We start from the raw sequence: 25,864 nt of genomic DNA, 5'->3' as shown, positions 1-25,864 counted from the left end.
AAAGGAAATACCTATGGGTGGTTTTACAAGCGGAAGTCATTGGTTAATAGTTCTTGCAATTGTTGTATTGCTGTTTGGAGCGAAAAAAATTCCTGAACTGGCAAAAGGCTTTGGTCAAGGGATCCGAAATTTCAAAAAAGAGATGAAAGAAGAAGATACCGTTGCAACGACACCATCGGCTCCGGAAGCTCCGAAACAAGTTGATACTACTGCATCTACGGTAGAAGCTCCAAAAACCACTACGCAAGCGTAAGCCTTGAAACAGCGAGTCTCTGCGCTGTTGCGCGATAAATTCAATTGTGACGTTATCCTCGAAAAACCGAAAGATCGCTCTTTCGGTCACTTCGCTACCCCTATTGCATTTTCCCTTGCTAAAGAGCTTCGAAAATCTCCTATGGCTATTGCCGAAGAGATCGCCACCTCGTTCAATGAGAGCGAAATGTTCGGTGCAGTGGAATCGGTCAAAGGATATATAAACTTTCGTCTCTCCGAATCGTTTTTGGACGAGTACGCTTCATGGGCGTTGAACCACGGAGAACAATTCGGAAGCAGTGATAAAAAAGGGACAATTCTCCTCGAATTCGTCAGTGCGAATCCGACCGGACCGCTTCATATCGGGCACGCTCGAGGAGCGGTTTATGGGGATACGATGCTTCGACTCGGTCGTCATTTGGGCTACGATATTACGGCGGAGTATTATGTCAACGATGCAGGTAATCAAATCGATTTACTCGGGGTATCCTTACAACTCGAAGGGCGCAGCTCTTTGTTGGGTGAGAGTGTCGAATGGCCGGAAAAATACTATCGCGGTGAGTATCTCAGTGACTTAGCCCGTGAGGTAGTAGAGCTTTTCGGTGAAGATGCACTTCGCGACGAGAGTCGTCAAAAAGAGTTGGCGCTTTGGGCAAAAGACAAAATTTTAGCCCTTATCGTGGATGATCTGGCGGCGATCAACGTCCATTTCGATACCTTCGTCGGTGAAGCGTCTCTCTACAGTGAGTGGGATCGCGTTATGGCAAAAATGGGGGAGGGTGTTTACACCAATGAGGGGAAAACCTTTATCCGATCCTCCGATCTCGGTGATGACCATGACCGTGTCGTGGTACGTGAAGACGGACGTCCGACCTACCTTGCGGGAGATATTATCTACCATAACCAAAAGTTTGAGCGAGGATTCGAGGATTACATCAATATCTGGGGTGCGGATCACCACGGCTATATCGCCCGTGTGAAAGCGGCGATCACCTTTTTGGGATACGATTCGTCTAAACTTGAAGTGCTCCTCTCCCAAATGGTGAGTTTGCTCAAAGACGGCGAACCGTTTAAAATGTCCAAACGTGCGGGAACCGTTATTCTGATGAGTGACGTGGTTGAAGAGATCGGTGCAGAAGCGTTGCGCTTTATGTTCGCCTCTAAAAAGTGCGATACGGCGCTCGAATTTGACATCGAAGAGCTCAAACGCCAAGATAGCTCGAATCCGATCTACTATATCCAATACGCCCATGCACGTATCCAAACCTTGATCGCGAAAAGCGAAAAAAGCATGGATGAGATTATGGCTTCCCATTTGCATGGGTTAAGTGCGGATGCGGACGGGTTGTTGTTTGAGGCACTGTTGTTGCCGGAGATCATTGAGGATGCGTTCGAATCGCGTCAAGCGCAAAAACTCCCCGATTATCTCAAAGTGTTAGCGGGTAGACTGCATAAATTTTACTACGATACACGAATCATCGGTACCGAAGATGAAGCGAAGTTATTAAAACTCCTCCTTGTCGTCGCCCTCTCGATTAAAACAGGACTTTCACTTCTTGGAATCCAAGCTAAAGATCGAATGTAAATATTCGATCTTTACCCTCTTTTTATCCCAATAATCTCGTAACATTTTGTCGAAGAGCATCATTTTGATGGGCGATAGCGATTTGCGTCATATCCAGCTTTAGATTACTTTGCTGAAAATCTTTGATCGCGTTAGCCATATCGGTATCGGCGATTTGGCTTTTTGCCGCAGATGCTGTGCTGATCTTGTCCAAAAGGGTGGTAGTCGCACTCACAAAGCTGTTGGTCGTAGAGCCGACATCGGAATTAGCCTGAGACAGAGCGTCTCTATAGGCTTGGATACCGTCTTGATTGTCGATAGAGAGTGATGATGGAGAAAGTGATGGGATGGAAGCGGAGATAGTACTCTCACCCAAAGAGAAGCTCATAGAGCTTCCGAAAAGAGATTTTCCGTTGAAACTACTACTGTCGATACTTTGCTGCATCGATTGCACGGTGCGGTTAAATTCTCCTTGCAACGCTTGTTTCTGAGAATCATCCAAAGATGCATTGTTATAACGGACGCTGAGATCATTCAAGGTTTGGGTCTGATCGGAGAGAGAGTTGAGTGTTCCACCGGCAATCTGCATCATTGAAATACCGTCATTGGCGTTCATAACCCCTTGGGATGCCAAAGAAATTTCATTTTGTAACATATCGGCGATAGAACGTGAAGCGCTGTCTTCCATCCCAATCTGTATTGCGGAAGCGATTTTTTCGAGGGTTTTATCCCGTTTGTTTGTCTCCGTATTCATTTGCGGAAGGGGATTGTATTGTGTATTAATAGCTGCCATTTTGTCTCCTTTCAAATCTATCATTTGTTATAGAATATCACGGTACATATTAAAAAATAATAATATTTTCAGAGTAAACATTACTGTGTCCGAGCAATGCTATAATTCGCTCATGGTAATAAAGCGTTAGGAGCAAAGATGATCAAAGTAGCGGCAGTGCAAATGCAGATGAGCGGGGACAAAAATGCCAACATTCTCAAAGCTGAATCGATGGTGCGTGAAGCGGCGCGCAGTGGTGCCAATATCATTTTGATCCCTGAACTTTTCGAGGGGTACTATTTTTGCAAAGATATGGACAAAAAGTATTTTGAATGGGCTCAACCGCTACAAAACAATCCCCTCATCGCGCATTTCAGCGCGTTGGCGAAGGAGCTTGGGGTAGTGTTGCCGATTAGCTATTTCGAGCGTGACGGTAAACGTTATTTTAACTCACTCGTCATGATCGATAGCGATGGTACCGTGATGGAAAACTACCGCAAAACTCATATCCCTGACGGTCCGGGGTACGAAGAGAAATTTTACTTTGAGCCGGGGGATACGGGGTTCAAAGTGTGGAAAACCGCATTTGGAAATGTGGGTGTCGGCATCTGCTGGGATCAGTGGTTCCCCGAAACGGCGCGTAGTCTTACCCTTATGGGGGCGGATATGATTTTCTATCCGACGGCGATCGGAAGCGAACCTGAAATCGGCGTCGATTCGGCATCGCACTGGCAGCGGGTACAAATGGGACACTCTGCGGCGAATATCATCCCTGTGATCGCCGCCAACCGTATCGGTGAAGAGGTGGGGGAGAGTTGTACCCTGACCTTTTACGGTTCTTCGTTCATCACCGATCATACGGGGCAAAAAGTTACCGAAGCATCGCGAGATCGTGAGGAGATTCTCTACAGCGAGTTCGATCCTATAGCTATTCGCGAACATCGCCACTATTGGGGACTCATCCGCGACCGCCGACCGGAGTGTTACGGAGAGATTGTTAAGCAATAACGATATGGAAAAGCTAGCCACAAAAAATCTTCACGTTTTGTATGTCGAAGATGATGATGTGGCACGTGAAAACGGTATCGAGTATCTCGAAAACTACTTCGATCATGTTCATGCCGCTTCGGATGCTTTCGAAGGATTAAAACTCTATCGCGAGGTTCATCCCGAAATCATCATTACCGATATTCAGATGCCTAAACTGAACGGTTTAGAGTTTGTCAAACAGATCCGTAAAGAGAATAAAGAGACTCAGATCATAGTCATTAGCGCATACAGTGACACGACCTATCTTCTTCAGGCCATAGAGTTGCAGTTAGTCAAATACCTCATTAAACCGGTGCAGGAGAGCGCTTTTAAAGAAGCATTGCGACAATGTATCGAAAGCATCCATCATAAAGACTCAAATATCATCAACCTTCCGGATAACACCTATTTTGACACGTACAATCAGACCCTTGTCCGCGATGGGGATGTTGTTGCTTTACGGACGAAAGAGCTTCAGATGTTGAGCCTGCTCCTCAAATATAAAAACCGCTATGTCACCTATAGCGAGATCGAAAACCATGTTTGGCGAGAGAGTGCCATGAGCAGCGATGCCCTTAAAACACTGATGAAAAATCTCAAAGCCAAACTCCCTGCGAATCTCATTTCCAACCTCTCAGGGACAGGGTACAAAATTGAGTGCTGAAGCGTTCACCCACTTAGCCTACGGCGCAACGTTCGGCATTTTGCTGATGAGTATCGTCTATACGCTCGTACGGTATATTTACTCCAAAGAGATCATGTATATCAGCTATTGCGCCATGCAGGTTTTCTCTTTGGGATATATCAGCGCCTATAGCCATCTTTTCGCACTTGAGCCTTTTGTGCAGGAGATTTTTCTTCTGTTAGCAACGCTGAGCGCCGTTATGTTTGCGATAACGTTTCATGAGGGGAATTTGATTCCAAAGATTGCTAATTTTAAAGAGTTGGTAATCAATACCCTTTTGCTCAATGTGGTCATTTTGACCGCTTTTTATCACTATATCCTTTTTGAGTATCTCCCCTATACGGTGGTGTATGCGATTTTGTTTCTCTCCATCGTGTTTAATCTCCGCTCAGGGTTTAAACCGACGATCGTGTATGTCATCGGATGGTCGCTGCTCTGTATTTTGCTCTTTGTGTTTCAGCTAAAACAGGTGTACGTTGAACACGGCTATATCGATATTGTACTGGCGGCATTTGCAGTGGAAGCGGTGCTGTTTACGATCTCTATTTCGTACAAATACAATCTTTTCAAAAATCAGGCACTCGATCATCAAAATATGTTGTTTCAACAGTCAAAAATGGCAAAAAGCGGTGAGATGATCGCCAATATCACCCACCAGTTTCGTCAACCCCTCAACAACCTCTCCTACCTGTTGATGAATCTGAAAAGTCGGTATGAAAATCGTACGATAGACGATGCATATTTCGATAAGAAAATCGCTTCGGCGCAGGAACAGTTGCAGTTTCTATCCAAGACGATTGATGATTTCAAAGAGTTTTATACCCCTGCCAAAGCAAAAGAGCCTTTTTCCCTCACCGAAGCGATCCGCAATAGCGTTGCCGTCATTGCCCCCGATTTAAAGAGCAAAGGAATCGTATTGGAGGTTGTTGGTAGTGATGAAGAGATCACTATTTTTGGAAAAAAGAATGAGCTCTCTCAGGTTCTTTTGGCGTTGATCTCGAATGCGTCGGATGCATTGAGCGGGGTGAGTGAACCAAAGATTATCCTTCGTAGCCACTGCAACGGGAGCGAAGCTATGATCAGACTCGAAGATAACGGGAGCGGGATTTCAAGCGATACACTTGGAAAGATTTTTGACCCCTATTTTACGACAAAATCACAAGGGAGCGGGATCGGGCTCTATTTGTGCAAAATGATCATCGAAAAAAGCTTCGGAGGAAAAATAGAGGTCGAGAGCAAGGTTCGAGAGGGGAGCGCGTTTACCCTCTCGATGGCGCTCTATCACTCAGCTCGCGGATAGATAAAGGAGATCTCTTTTACAACAGAGATTTTCGGATCTTCTTTTGCGAAGACCGTGAGTTTGACTTTCAACGCGGTGTCTCTTCGATCTGACTGCGATAAGTTTTGATTTGTCGAGATCACCAATATCCGTTTTCGCATACCGTCGGCTTTGAGACGTAACGCTTCAAAGCTATCGATACGGAAGTTTTTGTCTTCCACTTTGACATCGTAGGTATAGGTTTGTTTTTGGGTGTTGTGAATGTTCACAATATAGTTGTTGCTGACGATGCCATCGTGTGTTTTGTAGAGTTCGTTTGGTTTATTGATATTGACCAACACCCGCTCTTGTCCCGATGCTCCCACTGCTGCAAATATCAAGGACCCAGCCATAGCGACAAAATACATAATGTTGCGTTTGGAAAAAATAGAGCATTTTATCTCATGCAAAATGGATTTCGGACTTCCCCACTCGATCAGCGATTTTTTCCCTAATTTACCCATGACGGTACTACACGCATCGGCACATCCCAGACAGTTGATACACTCTAACTGTAACCCTTGACGTATATCGATATGGGTCGGACATACTTTGACACACGCTTCACAGGCGGTACACTCTTGCGCGCCGCGATTGGTGTTATACACGACGTGTTTGGTATTATCATCATAAAGTACGGTTTGAATGCGTGAATAGGGGCATAGATAGGTACAAAAACTCTCCTGCATCCAGACAATATCATAAATCAAAAATGCCGCAGTTGTAGCGATGAAAATGATGATAAAGAGATGATCTTGCGGGTGTTGCATATATATGAAGAAATCTTCGGGAGGGACGAAGTACCAGATAAAATTGGTCGATGCGGTTATTGCGATCAGTGCCCAGAGTAAAAAACCGACAACGACTTTGATCTTATTTTCAAGAGATGAGGTATTCATACGCTTTTGTTTGTTCGTACTGTTTCTCAAATCAAGGAGGGTTCCTTGAATCAAATCCCGATAAATGGTTCTAAAAATTGTCTGAGGGCATCCCCATCCGCACCACGCTCTACCAAGTATGGAAGTGAGAGCAAAAATCCCGATAAACAAAAACATCAATAAAAACGGCATGATGTAAAACTCGTTGACATCGTAGGCTAATCCCATAAAATGAAACTGGAGTTTTTCAAATGAGAGAAGCAAAAGGTGGTTGTCATTCACCCTCATAAACGGAACGGTGAAGATAAAGAGGGTGACAAAGGCATAGAACCAATATCGTTTAGTCGCATAAGACATACAGACTCCTTGAAGATAGAATAGGGAACTGTAGAAAAATAAAGTGTCTTTTTGGTGGCATAAAAAAGAGTGGAACTCCTTTTGCTTTAGTAAGGTAATGAATTACTAACGGGGGTTGCCGTGAGAGTTGTATTACGCAATAACGCTATCTTTGTTCAAGGGAGTACCAACACTCTCGAAGAGTCGTGGATGGAGGAGTTTTTCGATCATCACATCCATAACACACTGTTTTTGGATAACGGGGTATTGGTTCTCAATAATGAAAACTCCGCGAATCAAAAAGAGGAGTTTTTGGAGACGCTTAGCGAGCGTTTTACCAAAGCCAATGAACTCTCCAGCCCGTTTTACAGCCGTTCTTTGAAGCGATGTAAAACAGCGGCGGTTCGTATCGAAGTACCGTTTCGCAACAATGAAAACGTCGATGTCGAAGTGTATGCGTTCGGACCGGATCGTGTTAAATTGAGCGTGTTGACTCCGAATCGTTGGGTAATGCGCTATCTCAAACAGCAGCTCTCCAGTATGGTGACCAGTTCGACGAACGACGGGCTCTTTATCGATGTGACGACTCCGCAGGCAAAAGCGCGTCTCGAAAAAACCCTCAATCGTCGCGAAGTACTCCATTTTACGATCAACTATCAATACGACGATATGTTTATGAGTCGGTTGTACGGAAATTATCGTGGATGGGGACACGGAAACGATGCAATCGATAAGATGATCCGTTATCATGCGATTTTCGAGATCCCGATGGGCTCATCTCCGGAAGATTTGAAAAAACGGTACCGCAAACTCGCCAAACGGTACCATCCCGACCGAGTTCAAAACAAAAGCCCTAAAATTATCAACAAATACACCGAGAGATTTCAGCTCCTCCAAGAAGCCTACGGGGCATTACAAGCGGTCAGTTAAGGCGGATAGCTCTTCCGCGCTGATGCGGTAGAGCCGTTTATCTTTCATCTCGCACAGTTCGTTTGAAAATCCCCGTTTGGTGAAGAGCAGTATTTTATCGGCTCTGATGGAGAGTTTGCTGCATTTCTCTTCGAGTTTGTGAAACTCTTTTTTGTTCACTTTGTGATTTGTCCATTTGCACTCTCCTACCCATATCTCCCCCTCCATGGTCTCGATGAACAGGTCGATCTCCACTTCGCGGTTCCAGTAGCTACCCGAATCGAGCAGATCGCTTTGAAACGCAGGGGCTAAAATATCTCGAATGTAAAGATCGCATAACTCTTCAAACGTAAATCCGACAAACGCGTTAAATTGCTCCTGAAAATGATCCAAAAACGGTTGATAGTTTCCCTCTCGGATCGATTTTGAAAACGGCTCGACAAACGCAAACCAAAAGCGTAAAAACGGGGTGGTAAATCGAAATTTATGGGAAATCTTATGATGCTCGATCTCTTTTTTGAATTTCTGTTTCGGATGAGCACGGATCAGAGGCATTTCGCGGGAACGTTCCAGCGTGAGATAGCCGTTGACACGTAAAAACTCAAATGCTTCATTCCCTCGCTCTTTGCCGATGCGGGCGCGTCGATACGCTGAGCCTTGCCGTCGATCTCCGATACTGATCGCATGGAGCAAATTGATATAGAGGGGATCATCATTTAGGGGTGCGAGGAGGCGTTCTCGGTGGGTCTCAAAGGGGATGAGTATGTGGCGGAGGATCAAGGATTCTATCGTCTCATCCGTATCGATCGGATCGTTGTATCCTCCGAAAATCGCGAACAGTTCAACATACTGTTCCATATCTCGGGGGAGATTGAGGTGAAAAAAATCGCTTATCAGTTTTCTATCCATCGGATAGATTATAACGAATAAGTAAAGCGATAGTCTTAGGAAGTGAGAACGATGGCGATATTTTTGAGAATTTTGTTGACCCGTTCGGTATATTGTGTCAATTTGTCACTATAGCGATCGGCAGAAGCGGTATTTGTTTCGATCTCGTTTAGAATTTCCAGCATCGAGCGGATAAAATCTCGATGATCGGCACATTCATGACAGACCGATGTACTGGAACACATCCCCTCATTCATGAGGACATAGGCCTCTTCGGTTGCCGTATTGAGCTGAGTGAAATAGGCACTGTCACGGTTGTTCTTTTCGTTGAGGAGTCGTTGGAGCTGTTGAAACTTTTTTTGTGCATCACGAAGAGTATTAAACACAGTTGTCTCCTGTTTGTATTTTGAGGGCTTAATTGTAGCTCAAAAAAAGGTAGAATTGCATAAGAAATTTATATCCTTCAAAAGAGATTCTATGAAACATCGCTACATCGGGCAAAGCGGTTTGCGCGTATCGCCGATTTGTATGGGGACAATGACATTCGGAAGCCAATGTGATGAAAAAAACGCGTTTAAAATAATGGATAAAGCCTACGATGCGGGGGTCAACTTTTTCGATACCGCAGAACTCTATCCCGTTCCTCCCGAAGAGAGCCTCTGTGGTTTGACCGAGGAGATGGTGGGACGTTGGCTCAAAACCAAACCCAGAGAGAGCATTATCTTGGCATCCAAAGTGGCAGGGGCGGCATCGGGGTGGTTCGTCCCTCCGATCCGTCACGGCTATACGGCGATTGATCGGTTTCATATCGAGCGGGCGGTTGAGGGATCATTGAAACGTCTTGACACCGATTATATCGATCTTTATCAGATGCATTGGCCTGATACGATAGTACCGATCGAAGAGTCGATGAGGGCATTTGATGCGCTGGTGCAAAGTGGCAAAGTCCGCTATATCGGAACTTCCAATGACACCGCGCGGGGGACGATGAAATCGCTGATGGTGTCCAAATATGAAAAGTTGGCCCGTTTTGAGTCGATCCAAAACAATTTTTCCCTTCTCAATCGTCGCGATCTAACCGAGATCGGTGCGCTCTGCCGCGAAGAGAAGATTTCACTATTGCCGTACTCGCCCTTAGCAGGTGGAGTGCTGAGCGGAAAATACAACCAAGACATCAATGCGCAGGGGCGGTTCAGCGATTACGTCAAATCGGCCAATAAACGTCAGCGTCTGATGGTAACGCGGTTTATGAACGATAAGACTCTAGCCTCGACCCAAGAGTATCTCCGCATCGCCCATGAAGCAGGGCTGCATCCGGTGACGATGGCGATTGCGTGGAGCAAGCAGTTCGATTTTGTCGCTTCGACGATTATCGGGGCGACGACTCCCGAACAGCTCGATGCGAGTCTTGCTGCTATGGATGTGACACTCAGCTCCGAACTACTCCAAAAACTGGATGAGGTACATGCAAAAATTCTTTATCCTATGGGTTAGTCTCCTCATTTTGTTGATTACGGGGTGTACGAGCAAACACTATAGTATCAGTGAGCCTAAAATTATCACCATCAAATCACCGAAGCTCAAATTTGCCGATACGGGGTATATTCGTCATGAGGGGGAAGCGGTGGAAGCTGAACTCTTTACGGCGGGAGTTGCGGTAGAGAAGATTTCGATTGATGAGAAGGTGTGTGTGAGCGCGGGGTGTATGAGCGAAGAAGCATTTGTCCGTGAGTACCTCTCTGCGGATTATCCTACCGATACCCTTCGACGTATTTTACTGGGGGAACCGATTTTTGAGGGGATCAATACCACCGAACAATGCGGCGGTGCGAAAACCCAATACATCCGTAATGAGAAGATGGACATCGTCTATCGGCTCAAACCCGAAATGAGCTATTTCAAAGACCGAAGCAACGGATTGATCATAAAAATCGAGGATCTAAAGGAGACCAATGCGACTGAGTGAACGAAGTTCTCAGGTGGAACAATCCCATATCCGTTCTATGACACGAGCGTGCAATGCACTGGGCGGTATCAATATGGCACAAGGTGTCTGCGATCTCGAAGTTCCCCGAGCGGTGATCGAGGGGGCGTACACGGCGATGAATGAGGGAATTAATATTTATACCCCGACGGAGGGGTTACCTCGATTGCGTTCTGCGATAGCCTCTAAGATGAAACGATTTTATGATGTCGAGATTCAGCCTGAGCAGGTATTGGTCAGCGATGGTGCAACGGGGGCATTTTATACGGCATGTATGGCACTCTTGAATCCGCTTGATGAGGTGATTTTGTTCGAACCCTATTACGGCTATCACCGCTCCACCCTCACGTCGCTTGGTGCCGTACCGACGTTTGTTCGACTCGAAGCACCCCAGTGGAAACTCGATTTAGAGGCACTCGAAGCGGTAGTGACCCAAAAAACGCGTGCGATGGTGATCTGCAACCCCGCCAATCCGAGCGGCAAGGTGTATACTCGTGAAGAGTTGGAGCAAATTGGAGTTTTTGCCGAAAAACACGATCTGATCGTTTTTGCCGATGAGATGTACGAGCACTTTTTATACGGGGATGCAGTCCATATCACGGCACTCAGCGTCCCGAGTCTCAAAGATCGATGCGTTGTGCTGAGTGGATTTTCCAAAGTGTTCAGTATCACCGGATGGCGTTTGGGATACGCTATTGCCCCCGTGAGTGTTATCGAAGCGATGGCACAGCTCAACGATCTTATCTACGTTTGCGCCCCAGCACCGTTACAGATCGGTGCGGCAGTTGGATTGGAAGAACTTGGGGATGAGTATTACACTGAGCTTGCCCGTATCCATGAACATAAACGCGACCTCTTTTGTGATGCACTTCGCGACGCGGGATTGATTCCGAGTGTCCCTGCGGGTGCTTATTATGTCATGACGGATGTGAGCAGTGTGGCAGGGAGCGATGATTTTGACAAAGCGATGGCAATACTCGAAAAAACGGGAGTTGCATCGGTTCCGGGACGGGCGTTTTACCACGATGATGCAGGGCGGAATCTGGTTCGCTTTTGCTACTCTAAACCTCTGGATGTACTTGAAGAGGCGGCACAGAGAATCCGCAAACTGCGCTAAAATACTACTACTAAACTATCAGGAATACTCATGTCTAAATTTGTCGGAGCACACGTTTCCGCTTCGGGCGGTGTTTTTAACGCTCCCTTAAACGCGATGGCGATCGGTGCGAAAGCGTTTGCCCTTTTTACCAAAAATCAAAAACAATGGGCGGCAAAGCCTCTCGAAGCGGATACTATTGCTCTGTTTAAAGAGAACCTCGCTAAAAGTGGAATTCTCCCGAAACACATTCTTCCCCACGATTCATATTTGATTAATCTTGGTCATCCCGAAGAGGATAAACGGCAAAAATCGCTCGAAGCGTTTATCGATGAGGTGAATCGCTGTAGCCAGTTGGGACTCGATCGGTTGAACTTCCATCCGGGGAGCCATTTGAAACAAATCAGCGAAGAAGAGTGTATCGACCGTATCGCGATGAGCATGAACGAAGCGCTGAGTGTTACCAACGGTGTCACCCTAGTGATCGAAAATACGGCGGGTCAAGGGTCAAATCTGGGGTGGAAATTTGAACATTTATCCGCCATCATTGAGCGTATAGAGGACAAATCACGCGTCGGTGTCTGCATCGATACATGCCATATGTTTACGTCGGGATATGACATCCGAACCCGTGAAGCCTATGACACAACTTGGGCGGAGTTTGATACAATTGTGGGATTTAAGTATCTGCGTGGGATGCACATCAACGATTCCAAACCTGATCTCGGCAGCCGAGTTGACCGACACGATTCGATCGGTAAGGGGAAAATCGGTCTCGATGCGTTCGGATTTATCATGAACGATCCGAGAATGGATGACATTCCACTGGTGCTTGAAACGATCGATGAGACGATTTGGGCTCAGGAGATTCAACTTTTATACGGAATGGAGAAATGATGAGAAGTTTGGTATTTCTGTCTGCTGCAGCAGCGACGGTAATGGCGGCGGGGTATAAACTCCCGGAGAGTTCGATCAACGCTACGGCACTGAGCGCGGCGTATGTGGCAAATGCACATGGAGCCGACGCGGCGTATTACAACCCAGCGGCAATGGTCTATAACGACGATGCGGGGTTGCTCGAAGTCGATGCGACCTATATCGGACTCTCTAAAATTCATTACAATGGAAACTATACTTCTAGAAATCCAGTAACAGGTGTGAGTACTACTTCAGGACCATACAGCATCGATTCTAAAAGTGAATCGTTTTTGGTTCCGACCCTCCATTACACCTCTAAAAAATTGGGAGCTAGCGGTGCTCGCGCAGGGTTGAGTATCGTTGCTCCGGCAGGATTGTCAAAACGGTGGGATGCACAACCGGCAAAATCAAGTGCGGAAGAGTTTACCCTCCAAACCATAGAGGTTAATCCTACTTTGGCTGTACCGTTGAGCGATACCCTCAGTATAGGTGCCGGATTTCGGATCGTTCGAACCAGCGGCGTTGTCAAAAGCAATACGGGTGCTACGCAAGTGTCTCGTGATCTGACCGGCGATGCTATGGATTACGGGTATAACTTGGCACTCAATTATCGACCTATCCATAATCTCTCATTGGCGGCAACCTATCGTTCTAAAATCGACTTGAACGTAGAAGGGGATGCTACGTTAAATTATCTTCCGTCCGCTCATCCGTCACATGCCGCCTATAGCGGTGCCGCCAGTGTGACGGTTCCTCTCCCCGCGGCACTTAACCTTGCCGCTGCGTATACGTTTGATACAGGGACAACGGTAGAAGCGGTATTCGAACGCACCTATTGGTCTGCATACAATAATCTCGATTTTGATTATGATGGGACACTCAATGCAGCAACGGTTGCTTTTGGGACACCGATTCCGAAGAATTGGACAAACACCAATACTTATCGTCTCGGTCTAACTCAAAAACTCGATAAGCTAACGGCAATGGCAGGGATCGCATACGACAAAACTCCGGTACCTGAAGCGAATCTCGGATATGAGCTTCCCGATTCGGATGCTTGGATCTATTCTTTGGGTGCGCGCTACCAAATTGATAAGCAATGGAATGTCGGTTTAGCGGGACTGGTCGATGTGAAAAAAGATCGAACCGTTCATAATAGTTCTATTAACGGTGACTTCTCTAACTCTCGTGCATATTTGGTTACGGCTGGAATCGAGTATCGTTTCTAATGACCTATCCGTATGACAATTTTTATGCGATGCTTCACAGCGTCGCAGAAGAAACACCCTTTAAAAGGGTTATTTTTGTTGATGATAAGTCTATTAGTTACAAAAGCTTTTTAGAGAGTGTCGATAGAGCCGCACGTGCACTGGAACTCATCGGTGTAACTCAGGGTGATCGTGTCGCTCTGATCGCCCCCAACGGGATCGAGTTTGTTCAAAGCGTTTTTGCGATTAGCAAGCTCGGTGCCGTAACGGTACCTATCAATACAATGCTCAAAAACGAAGAGTACCGCTATATCCTAAGCGATTGCGATGCAAAAGTATTGATTACCTCTTCGAAATTTACGAAAGAGGTTCGCGATCTGTGCGATACCATCGATTCACTCACCCATACGATTTGGATTGATAAAGCACCGACGGAGAGTGCGAATCATTTGGTTTTGGGGGAGATACTATCAGAACATTTGCATCCACACAGTCCATCCCCTGCAATGCTTGATGATACGGCGGTCATCTTTTATACCTCAGGAACGACGGGACACCCAAAGGGGGCAATGATTAGCAATCGCAACCTTTTTTCCAATCTTATCGGGGCAAAGGAACGGTTCGAACTCCGCTCAAACGACCGTTTCATCGTCTACTTGCCGATGTTTCATTCGTTTACGTTTTCGATTATGGTGATGCTCCCTTTTTTCATCCGCGCATCGTTTGTGATTATCCCCTCGATTTTGCCCTTTAGCAATATCATCAAACAGACCCTTCTCAAGCGGGTTACGGTATTTATGGGGGTTCCCGATATTTATAACGCCCTTATCCGTGCGAAACTGCCGTGGTATTTTTTATGGTTCAACTCTATCCGATGCTTTATCTCGGGAGGATCGGCACTGAACCAAGATACTCTTAACCGATTCCGATCCACCTTTAAAAGGGCTACGATGTTGGAGGGGTACGGTCTGAGCGAATGTTCTCCCGCCGTGATTATCAATCCGGTAGAGAAACAAAAAACCCTCTCCGTCGGCTTACCGCTCTATGGATATGAGGTAAAAATCGTAAATGACGAGATGGTGGAACTCCCCGTCGGTGAAGCGGGTGAACTGATTGTTCGAGGCGATTGCGTTATGCAGGGGTATCTGAACAATCCGAGCGCAACGGAAGAGACGATTCAAAACGGATGGCTCCGTACGGGAGACATTGCCAAAGTCGATGAAGAAGGGTACGTCTATATCGTTGATCGGATCAAAGATTTGATTATCTCCAAGGGGATCAATATCTATCCGCGACAGATCGAAGAGCAGATGATGCTATTGCCGCAGATTAAACTCGCCGCCGTGATCGCCCAGAATGACCCCCACAGCGGTGAGGTTCCGATTGCGTTTATCGAGCTGGAAGAGGGGTATGAGGATACGACCCCCGCGTATATCAAATCGCAGCTCAAAGAGCATTTGGCGGCATTTAAAATCCCTAAAACTATAACCGTGGTAGAATCTCTTCCTAAGACAGCTACAGGTAAAGTACTGAAACGTGTTCTCAAACAAGGATTGAATTGAAATTTCTGGTCGATTTTTTAGAAAACAAAACCATCGAAAAAACCCATATTTTTTCGCAGCTAAAATGTACGGTCGAGGAAGCGAAAATATTGCAGCTCCTCACCCGCAAGTTTCTACAGTCCCAAGAAGATGTTATTGTGGCAGAACTCCTCCAAGAGCTTTACGGTGCGGATGACTACACCTATTTGGAACATTTCGGGGAGGTCAAAACCCTCCTTGAACTCGGATGGATTACCCACCATTCATTCATCCCCCTCAAAATCAGCGATATGTCGCAGTTGGAACTTTATAACACCCCCGTCGCTCTTACATCGGTTTTTATGAAGCTCCTCGAAGAGGGGTCTTTGGAGATGACACTCCCCGACATCAAACCTTATGCCGATCATTTGGAGTATTTGCAAGATCAGTTTTTCCGTATCGAGCTGTACCAGAAGATGTCGATTATCCGCCACAACGGAAACGAACACTCTCTTGGGATCAATCGTATCCAAAACAAACTCGATTTGCTCGAAAAACGGATCGATGAGCGGATAGCCCAAACGTCACTCGATGTCGTATTGGATCGCTTTTTTAAACAAAAGAAACTAGAACCCAAAGAGCAGGTGATCTTTTTGGCGCTCCTCAAAGAGGAATACAGTGCGACTGAGGGGAACTTGAGAGAGATGAATACCCTCATCGATCTCATCAGTTTCGATGATTACGAGCGGATTAAAAACCGCGCCCTCCTCGAAGACGGTTCACGACTCATCAGCGACGAAGTGATCGATTATGAGGAGATGCTCAACCCGTTCGGCGGTATCAGCCGCGCCTTTTACATCGTCGATGAGGTACTTCAGTCAATCATGCACCCGCAGAAAAAGAAAAAGGTGCGTAAACTCAAACTCGATATGCTGATTAAAGAGCAGGAGATTTTTGAGTTGATCGAACCGACAACCTCTCTTGAAAACGTCGTTTTGAACCCTTCGACCGAGCAGACCCTCTCGAATTTGATGCGTCAGTTGGATCGCGAAGTGATCGCGCGTCTCCATGAATGGGGAGTCAAAGACAAAAAAGCGGGGATCGATGCACGGATCATTTTCTACGGCCCTCCGGGGACAGGGAAAACCCTCACCGCTCACTCACTCTCTCGCTCTCTAAAGCGACAGGTTTTGAGTTTTGACTGCTCGAAAATCCTCTCGATGTATGTCGGTGAATCGGAAAAAAATGTCCGTAAAATCTTCGATACCTATGCGGATCTTACCAAGCAGACCAAAACAGAACCGATCTTACTCCTCAACGAAGCGGATCAGTTTCTCTCTTCGCGCTCTGCGGGGATCGGCTCATCCGCCGATCAGATGCACAATCAGATGCAAAACATCTTTTTGGAGCAGATCGAGAAATTTCAGGGGATATTGATCGCGACGACCAACCTCCTCGAAAACATCGATCAGGCATTTTCACGCCGTTTTAACTACAAAATCGAGTTCAAAAAACCCGATCAAAAACAGCGTCTGACATTGTGGAAAATGATGCTTCCGAAAAATGCACCGTATGAAAGCGGATTTGATATTGAAAAACTCGCATCGTATCCGCTGACTGGCGGGCAGATCAATCTGATCGTCAAAAATACCGCGTACAATGTCGCTGCACGGGCTGAGGGGATATTTAAACTCGATGATTTTATCGCCGAGATCCAAAAAGAGCGTTCAGGAAGTTTCGAAGGGGAAAAATCGATGGGCTTTATAAACCATTGAAAATATTTATTTTAATTTTTATTGCATCTTTTAACTTTTTTATCAATGAACTATATGCCCAACAGATTGATGGCAAATATGTATTAGCAAATACGGGAGAAACAAAATCAGAACTCTGGCTTCATTCAAACGGTACTTATGAATGGAATCTAGAACTATCCACACAGGAGCGATTTGAATCCTTTGGTGTGTGGAGTGTTTTGGATGGAGTGGTAACCCTTTCTGCACAAAAACCTTCTATTAAAACACCCTCTTATTTTATCGATAAAGCTACATGGATACTTCCATGGAATTTTGGTGTTGAAAAATCTATCCAAGATCAGTTGTATGAATCGGCTGTGGAGAAGAGTATAGCGTTATGCCCTTTTAGCGATATGACAGAGTATGCGTTCGCAGCTCCTGAAATAGCTGAGAAAAAATTATCATTACCAGTATTAAAGAAAAGAGCTAATACAGCATTACAGAAACTTATAAAGTATAAGAGAATATTTGAAATCAAAGCAAAGAATGCGATAAGAATCGGGACACGTGCTGCATATGATGAAGCCCTTGTGGCGAATGAGCATTTTCAAGTGGCATGGAATGAGGTGAAACAGTCTCATTGGGATGCTCACTTAGCTATACCGAATAAACCAGAGGTGGTTTTTCCACTTGAATGTCATGTTCCGAAAAAAGTACAGATCGATGAAAATAACCCCAAACTTTGGAGTAAAAAAGGGGTTGGATTTGAGTTTTATGATCCTAAAAAAAAGAGTCACGTAAATGGTATTTTGGCAGAAGTTCTATTCTCGGATGGGAGCAAAAAGAGGGTATCAAGTCGAATCGCTGCAACAATGATAGAAGATAATCAACAAGTGATAGGGGTGCTTCTTTCTTCAAAAGGTATTTATGAGGATGAACCTTATTATTTAGAAGTAAATGGGGTAATAGCGGGTAATATTTATCAGATAAATGTGGATTCAGATCAAGTGGTTCCCCCTATTTTTGAAACATTTGTATTGTCGATTAAAGAAGACGGGTTAGAATCAGTATTGCTAGGGGGAATGTATAGAAAATGATACGATTGATTATAACTTATCACAAATGTATCACGCTATGACCGAAATGTGACCAAACCGTTAATTTTTGCCAAAAGTAGAAGTATAATTCTCTAAATATGCACAAAAGAGGCAAGAATGGGTTGGTTTAGTGATGATACACCGTTGAGAGAAGAGATCTCAGCACTCCAAAAAGAGAATCAAGCGCTCCGAGAGGAGAATCAAAACCTCTCCCAAAAATTATTAGTGTGTGAAGATCAAATAAAGCACGAGCATGAGCGGCAACGCTGCGGTAATGCGACCGTGATGATGACCTATCAAAACGAACAGCTCAAAAAAAATCTGATCGATGTTCAGGGGAATATGGCATCATCGGTCTCTTCGTCCAAAGAGAATATCGCCAAATCAAATGAACTTTTGGAAAGCATCGTTGAATTGGGGCATAGAGCTTCGGGAATTTCGAATACCCTTGAAGGTCTAAATCATCTGGCGTCGGAGTCGATGGAGACGATTAAAACCCTCTCGGATCGCGCTCAGGATGTCGCGAGTATTTTGGTGTTAATCAAAGACATTTCCGATCAAACAAACCTTTTGGCACTTAACGCCGCGATTGAAGCGGCGCGTGCAGGTGAGCACGGTCGCGGCTTTGCGGTTGTTGCCGATGAAGTACGTAAACTCGCCGATCGCACCGACAAAGCGATCAGCGAAATCAATATCTCTCTTCAATCGATGAAACAAGACGTTACCACCATCGGGGATAAGTTTGAGCAGGTGCAAGAGAACATTCAAGAATCCAATGAATCCATCGGAAGTTTTAATACCAATATGGATCATAATGCTCAGATGATGAGAGAAACGTTTTCTCATACGGAACATACCGCAGAGCGGGTCTTTATGAGCTTGGCAAAACTCGATCACATTATTTGGAAAGTGAATACGTATCTCTCTGCGATTACCAAAAAAGAGCAGTTTAATTTTGTCGATCATCATAATTGCCGTTTGGGTAAATGGTATTACGAAGGAGAGGGTGCCGATTTTTTCAAAAAAACACCGAGCTACTCGTCGCTTGAATCACCGCACTCAATTGTCCACAACTCTACCCATAAGATTTTTGATCTGATGAAAACCGAAGAGATCGGATCGGATCGTTTTGTAAAAATTTTCGAAGAGATGGAACATGCCAGCGACGGTGTTTTTGCAACACTGGATCGAATGCTGCAAGAGAAATATTAAATCTGTCCAAAAATGTAGCATTGAACATGCTGCATAGGAATCACATCTCCTCTATCTCTCCCCCTGATTGTTCCGTTTTGACACGGAAGTGCAACTTTATTTTCAGAGTGTTACTAAATTTAACATTTATAGTCAAAACCCAATAGTGCGGTGTTTCTTATTGTGACAGAGCACTAAAAATATCGGATTGATAAGGGTTTGTTTAATTCTCTTTTTGTTATAGTGCAACAACTGTTTATATAAAAACCGTATAGCGTAGCAGAGGATTGCTCTGTGACGAGATATGCCATCAACCACAAAAGGTCGGAACTATGGAGCATTACAACGTAGCAAATCCTTATTTTGGGGTATTTGTACTGTTCGTGTTAACGTTTGGGGCATTTTATGCCACTACGGTTATCGCACGTTTAGCCAGCCGCGCATTAGCGGCCAAAGATACCGAAAAGATAAAACTGACGGTTTATGAATGCGGACCGGAAGTAACGAAACAACCGAACCGTATCTCGACGCAGTTTTATCTCTTCGCGTTGTTGTTTTTACTGTTTGACGTAGAGATCGTTTTCATGTTTCCGTGGGCGATTGATTTCAAACTCTTAGGATGGTTCGGATTTGTCGAGATGATGATGTTCATCTTGCTACTCGCTATCGGATTTGTTTACGCATGGAAGAAAGGGGCTCTCGAATGGCACAACATCAAGTAAATTATCTCAAAGACGGCGGACTTCCCGTCGCTTTGACGACGATCGACAAAGTGGTCAACTGGGGTCGATCCAACTCCCTCTGGGCATTGACGTACGGTTTGGCGTGCTGCGGTATCGAAATGATGGCTTCGGGTGCATCTCGTTATGACTTCGACCGTTTCGGTACGATTTTCCGTGCCTCTCCGCGTCAAGCGGAACTTATGGTTGTTGCGGGAACATTGACCAAAAAACATGCTGAGTTTATCCGCCGTTTGTACGATCAAATGACGGAGCCGAAATGGGTTATCTCGATGGGCTCATGTGCGAATACCGGCGGTATGTTCAACACCTATGCAACGGTTCAAGGGGTTGACCGCGTTATTCCCGTCGATCTTTACCTTCCGGGATGTGCTCCGCGCCCTGAGACATTGCAGTATGCGGTATTGCTGTTGCAACAAAAAATCCGACGTGAGAGCGCATCCCGCGCTCAAAAACCAAAAAGGTTGATGTAATGAGAGCTTACACCCCTAAAGACGACGTACAGAAAAAACCCTATTACACCGACCGTTACTGGGTTGCTCCGCAAGTAGCGAAAAGTGATGTATCCGAGGATGCGGTATTCGCTCACGATCTCGAAGCGATCAAAGCCAAGTTCGATGTATTGGATGCCTATATCCAAGTGGGACAAATGGTAGTGGTAGTCAATGCTGCGGATAACTTCGGTGTACTCGAGCTCATGAAAAATGAGCTTGAGTACAATCAGCTCTCCGAACTCTCAGCAATCGATTGGTTGGCACAGGAGGGAAAATTTGAGATTTTCTACCAAATGCTCAGTATGTCCAAACGCAAACGTGTTCGCGTAAAATGTAAAATCGATGAGAAAGAGTCGATCCGAAGTGTTTCATCGCTCTTCCGCTCTGCCGATTGGTCTGAGCGTGAGATGTACGATATGTTCGGAGTCGTTATCAATAACCATCCGTTTATGAAACGTATCTTGATGCCGGATGATTGGGAAGGGTTCCCTCTTCGCAAAACCTATCCGCTTCAAGGGGATGAGTTCGCACAATGGTACGAAGTGGACAAAATCTTCGGTAAAGAGGCGCGTGAGATTATCGGACCTGAAAACCGCGATCCTGCGCGAGTGGATCGTTACGACACCGAACGTTTTGCCCGTTTGGGTCACGAAGTACCTCGCGGAGCCGACATCAGCCAAGGTGAACCGGATACACCGTTGTGTTACCAAGAGAATGAGGGGGTATTCCTCATCCAAAAATTTGACGCAGAAAAAAGCGTTGTGATCTCTGATCGCGATCGTTAAGGAATTACAGTATGCAACAAGCCAATAGATTACGACCTTTTTTTGAAAACATTACGTTTGACCGTGCCGACAATGAACTGATCCTAAACTTCGGGCCTCAACACCCCTCGGCACACGGACAGCTCAGATTAATGCTCCACTTGCAACAAGAGCAGATCACGAAAGCTCATCCGGACATCGGATACCTCCATCGCGGTATGGAGAAGATGGCGGAAAACATGATCTACAACGAGTTCATGCCGACAACGGACCGTATGGACTATATCGCATCGAGTGCCAACAACTACGGTTTCGCGCTAGCGGTTGAACGTCTTATCGGTCTGGACGTACCGCGCCGTGCGAAAGTGATCCGTATGATGCTTTTGGAAACGAACCGTTTGATGTCTCACCTTTTCTGGTTGGCGACAACGGCGCTCGACATCGGTGCTATGACCGTTTTCTTGTTTGCCTTCCGTGAACGTGAATATTTGATGGACTTGATCGAAGATTACTGCGGTGCCCGTTTGACCCATGCAGCTGTTCGTATCGGTGGTGTTCCGCTCGATTTGCCGGATAATTTTATCGCCGACTTGCGTAAATTCCTCGATAAATTGCCGGAAAATATCAAAGATTACGAAGACCTTCTCGATACCAACCGTATCTGGAAAATGCGTATGGAAAATGTGGGAGTTATCTCTAAAGAGATGGCACTTAGCTGGGGATGTTCAGGGGTAATGCTCCGCGCTTCAGGCGTTGAGTGGGATATTCGTAAAGAAGAGCCGTACGAGTTGTACGATGAAGTAGAGTTTAATGTTCCCGTCTCCGACAAAGGGGACAACTATGCCCGTTATAAACTCTATATGGCGGAAATGCGCGAATCGGCAAAAATCTTGTACCAAGTACTCGATATGTATGCCGATACGACTCCGGAATTGATGGCACACGCACCTCAATATATCTCGGCGCCGAAAATCGACATCATGACCCAAAATTACTCGTTGATGCAACACTTTGTCCTTGTGACTCAGGGGATGCGTCCTCCGGTAGGAGAGGTTTATGTGGCAACCGAATCACCTAAGGGAGAACTCGGGTTTTTCATTAACAGCCAAGGGGGAGCTTATCCGTACCGTCTAAAACTCCGTGCGCCGTCATTCTGGCACACCGGAATTTTGACCGACTTACTGCCGGGTCACTACATTCCGGACGTTGTATCAATCATCGGGACGACCAACATCGTCTTCGGTGAAGTAGACCGCTAAAAGGAGCATGCAGTGAAACGATATGATTTACGTCATTTAAAAGAGAATTTTGCAGGCCGCATGTCCGAAATTATCAAAAGCGAAGCCGCGAGCGGCGAAGTATTGATTTTCTTGTTTGAGATCGGTGATTTTAGCTCCGTACAACAATCGGCGGATTTGGTCAAAGAACTGGGGTGTACCCTCATGAACTCGTTGAAATTCAACGAAGCCGACTGGACCATTGTGGTCAAGAAATAAGGAAGCCTTGTGAGTAAAGTCTATTTCTCCACGTGGCGGGGCGAGCAGATCAACAACATCGGCAAACATGACGATGCTTGGGAAAAATCGGCTTATAACCTCCCGTTGGAATACAACGAGCACGCCCACTCCAAAGCCTTTATCGGTTGGGACGGCGTAGCTCTTTTCAACCCTGATGTGGACGTGGTTCGTCTTGCTACCGAATACGCCGCGCAGTATCAGGTCTATTCCGAGGCGTGCGGACGGTGTGCACCGGGGCGATGGGGCGGACGTATTTTGTACGATTTGCTCGACAAAATCGCTCGCGGAGAGGGATCGATTGCCGATATGGAGCACCTCAAAGAGGTTTCTTGTACGATGCAGGAGACCTCTAAATGTGAGATCGGCAAAACCGTTCCGAACCCGTTGTTGGATTTGATGACCCATTTTGAGTCGGAATTTATGGCGTGTATCGAGAACCAAAAACCGTCCAAACATTACCATTTGGAAGATACCAGCTACATCGCGAAAATCACCGCGCCGTGTATGGATGCGTGTCCGGCGCATGTCGATATTCCAGCCTACATCGAGGGTGTACGTGATTTGCGTTTTGATGATTCATTGATGGCGACTCGTCAAACGATGCCTTTGGCTCACACCTGCGGACGTGTCTGTCCTCACCCGTGTGAGAGTGAGTGCCGTCGTACCAATCTCGATGAGCCGATTTCGATCATGGAACTCAAACGTCTCGGTGCCGATTATGAGACCGATCACGGTTTCGGATTTTTCCATCCGAGTGAGAAAAAAGCTTCAGTAGGGAAAAAAGTAGCGATTATCGGTGCAGGGCCTGCGGGACTTACGGGTGCGTACTATTTGGCATTGGATGGAATCGACGTCGATGTCTACGAAGAGCTTCCGGTTCTCGGCGGTGAAGTTGCGGTTGGGGTTCCTGAATACCGTATGCCGATTGACAAATACAATCAAGACATTGAAGCGGTACGCTCTTTGGGGGTGAATTTTATCACCAATACCAAAGTGACCGCTGATATGATGCGCTCTTTCGAGAACGAATATGATGCGACGTTGGTCGCAACGGGTACCCGTATCTCGAAAAAAGTCTATTGTGACAATGAACGTTCTGAGATTCAAGGATATTGGGGAGCGATCGACTTTTTGGATAAGGTCAATCTCCAAGTCAAATACGACATAATGGTGAGTGAAGAAGACCAAAAACGCCATATGTTACCGGCTGATTGGGTTGATTTGAGAGGCAAAACGCTTGCGTGTGTCGGGGGCGGATTTACCTCGATGGACGTTGTCCGCTGTGCTATCCGCGCCGGTGCGGCAAAAGTTATTATGCTTTATCGACGTGATGAAGCGACGATTATCAAAAATACGACGTATGAAGAGTATCACGAAGCGGTCGAAGAGGGTGTAGAGTTTATCTTCCACTCGGCGGTTGCGGCAATGAAAGATGAGAACGATGTTCTTAAATCGTTGGTGATTGACCGTTTTGAACTCGTACCGGATCCGAACGGCGGACGTCCGACGTTGGAGAAAATCGAAGGGGCAAGTTTTGAGATGGAGTGCGATTATCTCATCCCAGCCGTTTCGCAAAGTGCCGATTTGAAACTTCTCCCGGAAGAGTGGGAAATCGAGCGTACCTCTTGGGCGACGATCAAAACGAACGGTAAAGATTACATGACCTCACGCAAAGGGATTTTTGCGGCGGGGGACTGCGAATACGGTCCGATGACGATCGTCAATGCCGTTGGTCAAGCCAAACGTGCCGCATCCGTCATCAGCCGTTATGTCCAGAGCGGCGACATTACACTAACCAATGATGAGATTATGGAAGATCATCTCCGTCGTCTCAAAGTGTATGATAAAAAAGAGAAAATCAAAGGGTGGCTTCCGGGATTGCCGCGCCAACACAGTGAAGTGCTGAGCGTGGAAGAACGCAAAGACAATAACCGCGAAGTGAAATACGCCTTTACCCAAGAAGAGGCACTCTCTGAAGCGGAGCGTTGTATGCGCTGTTACTATATTGCGATGATCGCACACTAAGGGGGGATGGATGATTAACTTTACGATTAACAATCAACCCGTAACGGCGCAAAAAGGGGAGACGATCCTCCAAGCGGCACGCAAAGCGGGATTTTATATTCCGACGATGTGTTATTTGGAAAAAACGACTCCGTGTGCATCGTGTCGGCTCTGTGTCGTTGAAACGGATAAAACCGACGGATTGATCCTCAGCTGTCAAACCCCTCCGACCGAAGGGCTTGCGGTAACGATCGATTCAGATCGATTGAAAACCGAACGTACCAATATCATGCGTCTCTACGATGTCAATCACCCGTTGGAATGCGGTGTGTGTGACAAATCAGGTGCTTGTGATCTTCAAAACAAAACGTTGGAGTTCGGTGTGGATCGCCAACACTTCAGTGCCAAAGATCAAAAGCGTAAAATCGAGCATTGGGGATTGATCAATTATGATCCGTCTTTGTGTATTTTGTGTGAAAAATGTGTCCACGTCTGTAATGAGATTATCGGGGACGACGCGATTGAGCTTCAATTCGGCGGATACAAATCGTCCATTATCCCGAAAAACAGCGATAAACTCGATTGTACGTTCTGCGGCGAATGTATCGCGGTGTGTCCGGTCGGTGCGCTGGTAAGTTCAGAGTTTCAATACAGTGCCAATGCGTGGGAACTCACCAAAATCCCTGCAACCTGCGCCCACTGTTCGGCGGGATGTTCATTGACGTATGAAGTGCGCCATACCTCAAACTCGGTTGGGGCAAAAGAGAAAATCTACCGTGTCACGAATGATTTCGAACACTCGACGCTCTGCGGCGCAGGACGCTTCGGATTTGATTTCACGGTTGAGGGAACCAAAGAAGAGGACTCATTTACACAGGCGCTAAGTGCTCTTCAAAACGCGAAAGCGATCCGTTTTAGCTCACTCATTACGAATGAAGAGGCGATGATTCTTCAGGGGTTGAAA

26 protein-coding genes and 1 pseudogene are annotated in these 25,864 nt (G+C 46.1%); 23 read left to right on the top strand and 4 right to left on the bottom strand.

The window, feature by feature from the left end:
- Positions 1-13 precede the first annotated feature (13 nt).
- The gene (gene tatA, locus VFW36_RS09875; protein ID WP_329658646.1) at positions 14-253 is read left to right on the top strand and encodes a twin-arginine translocase TatA/TatE family subunit; all 240 of its coding nucleotides are present in this window, start codon (positions 14-16) and stop codon (positions 251-253) included.
- A gap of 3 nt (positions 254-256) precedes the next feature.
- On the top strand, positions 257-1,837 hold the full coding sequence (argS, locus tag VFW36_RS09870) for an arginine--tRNA ligase (RefSeq protein ID WP_329658645.1): 1,581 nt from the start codon (positions 257-259) through the stop codon (positions 1,835-1,837).
- A 22-nt stretch (positions 1,838-1,859) separates the two neighbouring features.
- Here argS and VFW36_RS09865 read toward each other — a convergent pair whose 3' ends face one another.
- On the bottom strand, positions 1,860-2,609 hold the full coding sequence (locus VFW36_RS09865; protein WP_329658644.1) for a flagellin: 750 nt from the start codon (positions 2,607-2,609) through the stop codon (positions 1,860-1,862).
- A gap of 138 nt (positions 2,610-2,747) precedes the next feature.
- Between VFW36_RS09865 and aguB the strand changes: the two genes are divergently transcribed.
- Genes aguB through VFW36_RS09850 form a run of 3 tightly spaced genes read left to right on the top strand, consistent with a single transcriptional unit; the run spans position 2,748 to position 5,602 of the window.
- Complete coding sequence (aguB, locus tag VFW36_RS09860) at positions 2,748-3,596, top strand: N-carbamoylputrescine amidase (RefSeq protein ID WP_329658643.1); 849 nt, start codon at positions 2,748-2,750, stop codon at positions 3,594-3,596.
- Positions 3,597-3,600: 4 nt separating this feature from the next.
- Positions 3,601-4,281 carry a response regulator transcription factor gene (locus VFW36_RS09855; protein WP_329658642.1) on the top strand — a complete coding sequence of 227 codons (681 nt, stop codon included), beginning with the start codon at positions 3,601-3,603 and terminating at the stop codon, positions 4,279-4,281.
- Positions 4,271-5,602, top strand: a complete 1,332-nt coding sequence (locus VFW36_RS09850) for a HAMP domain-containing sensor histidine kinase (RefSeq protein ID WP_329658641.1) — start codon at positions 4,271-4,273, stop codon at positions 5,600-5,602. The genes VFW36_RS09855 and VFW36_RS09850 overlap by 11 nt, the downstream gene beginning before the upstream one ends.
- On the opposite strand, the gene ccoG is transcribed toward VFW36_RS09850, so the two are convergent.
- On the bottom strand, positions 5,584-6,855 hold the full coding sequence (ccoG, locus tag VFW36_RS09845) for a cytochrome c oxidase accessory protein CcoG (protein ID WP_329658640.1): 1,272 nt from the start codon (positions 6,853-6,855) through the stop codon (positions 5,584-5,586). The two genes, VFW36_RS09850 and ccoG, sit on opposite strands and share 19 nt — an antisense overlap.
- A gap of 120 nt (positions 6,856-6,975) precedes the next feature.
- Here ccoG and VFW36_RS09840 point away from each other — a divergent pair, with 120 nt between their 5' ends.
- Positions 6,976-7,764, top strand: coding sequence for a J domain-containing protein (locus tag VFW36_RS09840; RefSeq protein WP_329658639.1), 789 nt, complete (start codon positions 6,976-6,978; stop codon positions 7,762-7,764).
- Here the strand turns inward: VFW36_RS09840 and VFW36_RS09835 are convergent.
- Positions 7,747-8,652, bottom strand: coding sequence for a DUF234 domain-containing protein (locus VFW36_RS09835; RefSeq protein ID WP_329658638.1), 906 nt, complete (start codon positions 8,650-8,652; stop codon positions 7,747-7,749). The genes VFW36_RS09840 and VFW36_RS09835 overlap by 18 nt on opposite strands.
- A gap of 35 nt (positions 8,653-8,687) precedes the next feature.
- Positions 8,688-9,017, bottom strand: coding sequence for a hypothetical protein (locus tag VFW36_RS09830; protein ID WP_329658637.1), 330 nt, complete (start codon positions 9,015-9,017; stop codon positions 8,688-8,690).
- Positions 9,018-9,108: 91 nt separating this feature from the next.
- Here VFW36_RS09830 and VFW36_RS09825 point away from each other — a divergent pair, with 91 nt between their 5' ends.
- The 17 genes and pseudogenes from VFW36_RS09825 to VFW36_RS09750 all read left to right on the top strand — a co-directional run.
- Positions 9,109-10,125 carry an aldo/keto reductase gene (locus VFW36_RS09825; RefSeq protein WP_329658636.1) on the top strand — a complete coding sequence of 339 codons (1,017 nt, stop codon included), beginning with the start codon at positions 9,109-9,111 and terminating at the stop codon, positions 10,123-10,125.
- Positions 10,097-10,597, top strand: a complete 501-nt coding sequence (locus VFW36_RS09820; RefSeq protein WP_329658635.1) for a hypothetical protein — start codon at positions 10,097-10,099, stop codon at positions 10,595-10,597. The genes VFW36_RS09825 and VFW36_RS09820 overlap by 29 nt, the downstream gene beginning before the upstream one ends.
- Positions 10,584-11,732, top strand: coding sequence for a pyridoxal phosphate-dependent aminotransferase (locus tag VFW36_RS09815; RefSeq protein WP_329658634.1), 1,149 nt, complete (start codon positions 10,584-10,586; stop codon positions 11,730-11,732). The genes VFW36_RS09820 and VFW36_RS09815 overlap by 14 nt, the downstream gene beginning before the upstream one ends.
- Positions 11,733-11,762: 30 nt before the next feature.
- Positions 11,763-12,608: a deoxyribonuclease IV gene (gene nfo / locus VFW36_RS09810; RefSeq protein ID WP_329658633.1), complete on the top strand. Its 846-nt coding sequence runs from the start codon at positions 11,763-11,765 to the stop codon at positions 12,606-12,608.
- Positions 12,608-13,858, top strand: a complete 1,251-nt coding sequence (locus VFW36_RS09805) for an OmpP1/FadL family transporter (RefSeq protein ID WP_329658632.1) — start codon at positions 12,608-12,610, stop codon at positions 13,856-13,858. The genes nfo and VFW36_RS09805 overlap by 1 nt, the downstream gene beginning before the upstream one ends.
- Positions 13,858-15,399: a long-chain-fatty-acid--CoA ligase gene (locus VFW36_RS09800; protein WP_329658631.1), complete on the top strand. Its 1,542-nt coding sequence runs from the start codon at positions 13,858-13,860 to the stop codon at positions 15,397-15,399. The genes VFW36_RS09805 and VFW36_RS09800 overlap by 1 nt, the downstream gene beginning before the upstream one ends.
- Positions 15,396-17,132, top strand: coding sequence for an ATP-binding protein (locus VFW36_RS09795; RefSeq protein WP_329658630.1), 1,737 nt, complete (start codon positions 15,396-15,398; stop codon positions 17,130-17,132). Before VFW36_RS09800 ends, VFW36_RS09795 begins: the two co-directional genes overlap by 4 nt.
- Positions 17,129-18,190, top strand: a complete 1,062-nt coding sequence (locus VFW36_RS09790; RefSeq protein WP_329658629.1) for a hypothetical protein — start codon at positions 17,129-17,131, stop codon at positions 18,188-18,190. The genes VFW36_RS09795 and VFW36_RS09790 overlap by 4 nt, the downstream gene beginning before the upstream one ends.
- A gap of 117 nt (positions 18,191-18,307) precedes the next feature.
- Positions 18,308-18,964: pseudogene (locus tag VFW36_RS12585) on the top strand (methyl-accepting chemotaxis protein); the annotation flags it as partial.
- Between the two features lie 30 nt (positions 18,965-18,994).
- Entirely contained in the window at positions 18,995-19,402 is a 408-nt protein-coding gene (locus VFW36_RS12580) for a CZB domain-containing protein (RefSeq protein WP_414720290.1), read from the top strand.
- Between the two features lie 311 nt (positions 19,403-19,713).
- Positions 19,714-20,103, top strand: a complete 390-nt coding sequence (locus tag VFW36_RS09780; protein ID WP_329658627.1) for an NAD(P)H-quinone oxidoreductase subunit 3 — start codon at positions 19,714-19,716, stop codon at positions 20,101-20,103.
- Positions 20,085-20,594, top strand: coding sequence for a NuoB/complex I 20 kDa subunit family protein (locus VFW36_RS09775; RefSeq protein WP_013459129.1), 510 nt, complete (start codon positions 20,085-20,087; stop codon positions 20,592-20,594). The genes VFW36_RS09780 and VFW36_RS09775 overlap by 19 nt, the downstream gene beginning before the upstream one ends.
- Positions 20,594-21,400, top strand: coding sequence for an NADH-quinone oxidoreductase subunit C (locus VFW36_RS09770; protein ID WP_329658626.1), 807 nt, complete (start codon positions 20,594-20,596; stop codon positions 21,398-21,400). The genes VFW36_RS09775 and VFW36_RS09770 overlap by 1 nt, the downstream gene beginning before the upstream one ends.
- Before the next feature lie 11 nt (positions 21,401-21,411).
- Positions 21,412-22,638 (top strand): NADH dehydrogenase (quinone) subunit D, encoded by a 1,227-nt coding sequence (nuoD, locus tag VFW36_RS09765; RefSeq protein ID WP_329658625.1) that lies wholly within the window; start codon positions 21,412-21,414, stop codon positions 22,636-22,638.
- A 12-nt stretch (positions 22,639-22,650) separates the two neighbouring features.
- Positions 22,651-22,875, top strand: a complete 225-nt coding sequence (locus tag VFW36_RS09760) for an NADH-ubiquinone oxidoreductase subunit E family protein (protein ID WP_329658624.1) — start codon at positions 22,651-22,653, stop codon at positions 22,873-22,875.
- Between the two features lie 9 nt (positions 22,876-22,884).
- Entirely contained in the window at positions 22,885-24,921 is a 2,037-nt protein-coding gene (locus tag VFW36_RS09755) for an FAD-dependent oxidoreductase (RefSeq protein ID WP_329658623.1), read from the top strand.
- A 10-nt stretch (positions 24,922-24,931) separates the two neighbouring features.
- A partial coding sequence (locus VFW36_RS09750; RefSeq protein ID WP_329658622.1) for a 2Fe-2S iron-sulfur cluster-binding protein occupies positions 24,932-25,864 on the top strand: 933 nt, incomplete at its 3' end.

The organism is Sulfuricurvum sp., from assembly GCF_036279695.1.
GTDB lineage: Bacteria > Campylobacterota > Campylobacteria > Campylobacterales > Sulfurimonadaceae > Sulfuricurvum.
This window is presented reverse-complemented; position numbering and strand designations above follow the sequence as displayed.

Bases quoted from the DNA above. Each gene is read 5' to 3' on its own strand.
- VFW36_RS09805 (WP_329658632.1), top strand. From the start codon at position 12,608: ATGAGAAGTTTGGTATTTCTGTCTGCTGCAGCAGCGACGGTAATGGCG.
- VFW36_RS09775 (WP_013459129.1), top strand. From the start codon at position 20,085: ATGGCACAACATCAAGTAAATTATCTCAAAGACGGCGGACTTCCCGTC.
- VFW36_RS09815 (WP_329658634.1), top strand. From the start codon at position 10,584: ATGCGACTGAGTGAACGAAGTTCTCAGGTGGAACAATCCCATATCCGT.
- VFW36_RS12580 (WP_414720290.1), top strand. From the start codon at position 18,995: ATGGATCATAATGCTCAGATGATGAGAGAAACGTTTTCTCATACGGAA.
- ccoG (WP_329658640.1), bottom strand. From the start codon at position 6,855: ATGTCTTATGCGACTAAACGATATTGGTTCTATGCCTTTGTCACCCTC.
- VFW36_RS09800 (WP_329658631.1), top strand. From the start codon at position 13,858: ATGACCTATCCGTATGACAATTTTTATGCGATGCTTCACAGCGTCGCA.
- nuoD (WP_329658625.1), top strand. From the start codon at position 21,412: ATGCAACAAGCCAATAGATTACGACCTTTTTTTGAAAACATTACGTTT.
- VFW36_RS09865 (WP_329658644.1), bottom strand. From the start codon at position 2,609: ATGGCAGCTATTAATACACAATACAATCCCCTTCCGCAAATGAATACG.
- VFW36_RS09835 (WP_329658638.1), bottom strand. From the start codon at position 8,652: ATGGATAGAAAACTGATAAGCGATTTTTTTCACCTCAATCTCCCCCGA.
- tatA (WP_329658646.1), top strand. From the start codon at position 14: ATGGGTGGTTTTACAAGCGGAAGTCATTGGTTAATAGTTCTTGCAATT.
- VFW36_RS09825 (WP_329658636.1), top strand. From the start codon at position 9,109: ATGAAACATCGCTACATCGGGCAAAGCGGTTTGCGCGTATCGCCGATT.
- VFW36_RS09770 (WP_329658626.1), top strand. From the start codon at position 20,594: ATGAGAGCTTACACCCCTAAAGACGACGTACAGAAAAAACCCTATTAC.
- VFW36_RS09855 (WP_329658642.1), top strand. From the start codon at position 3,601: ATGGAAAAGCTAGCCACAAAAAATCTTCACGTTTTGTATGTCGAAGAT.
- aguB (WP_329658643.1), top strand. From the start codon at position 2,748: ATGATCAAAGTAGCGGCAGTGCAAATGCAGATGAGCGGGGACAAAAAT.
- VFW36_RS09780 (WP_329658627.1), top strand. From the start codon at position 19,714: ATGGAGCATTACAACGTAGCAAATCCTTATTTTGGGGTATTTGTACTG.
- VFW36_RS09820 (WP_329658635.1), top strand. From the start codon at position 10,097: ATGCAAAAATTCTTTATCCTATGGGTTAGTCTCCTCATTTTGTTGATT.
- nfo (WP_329658633.1), top strand. From the start codon at position 11,763: ATGTCTAAATTTGTCGGAGCACACGTTTCCGCTTCGGGCGGTGTTTTT.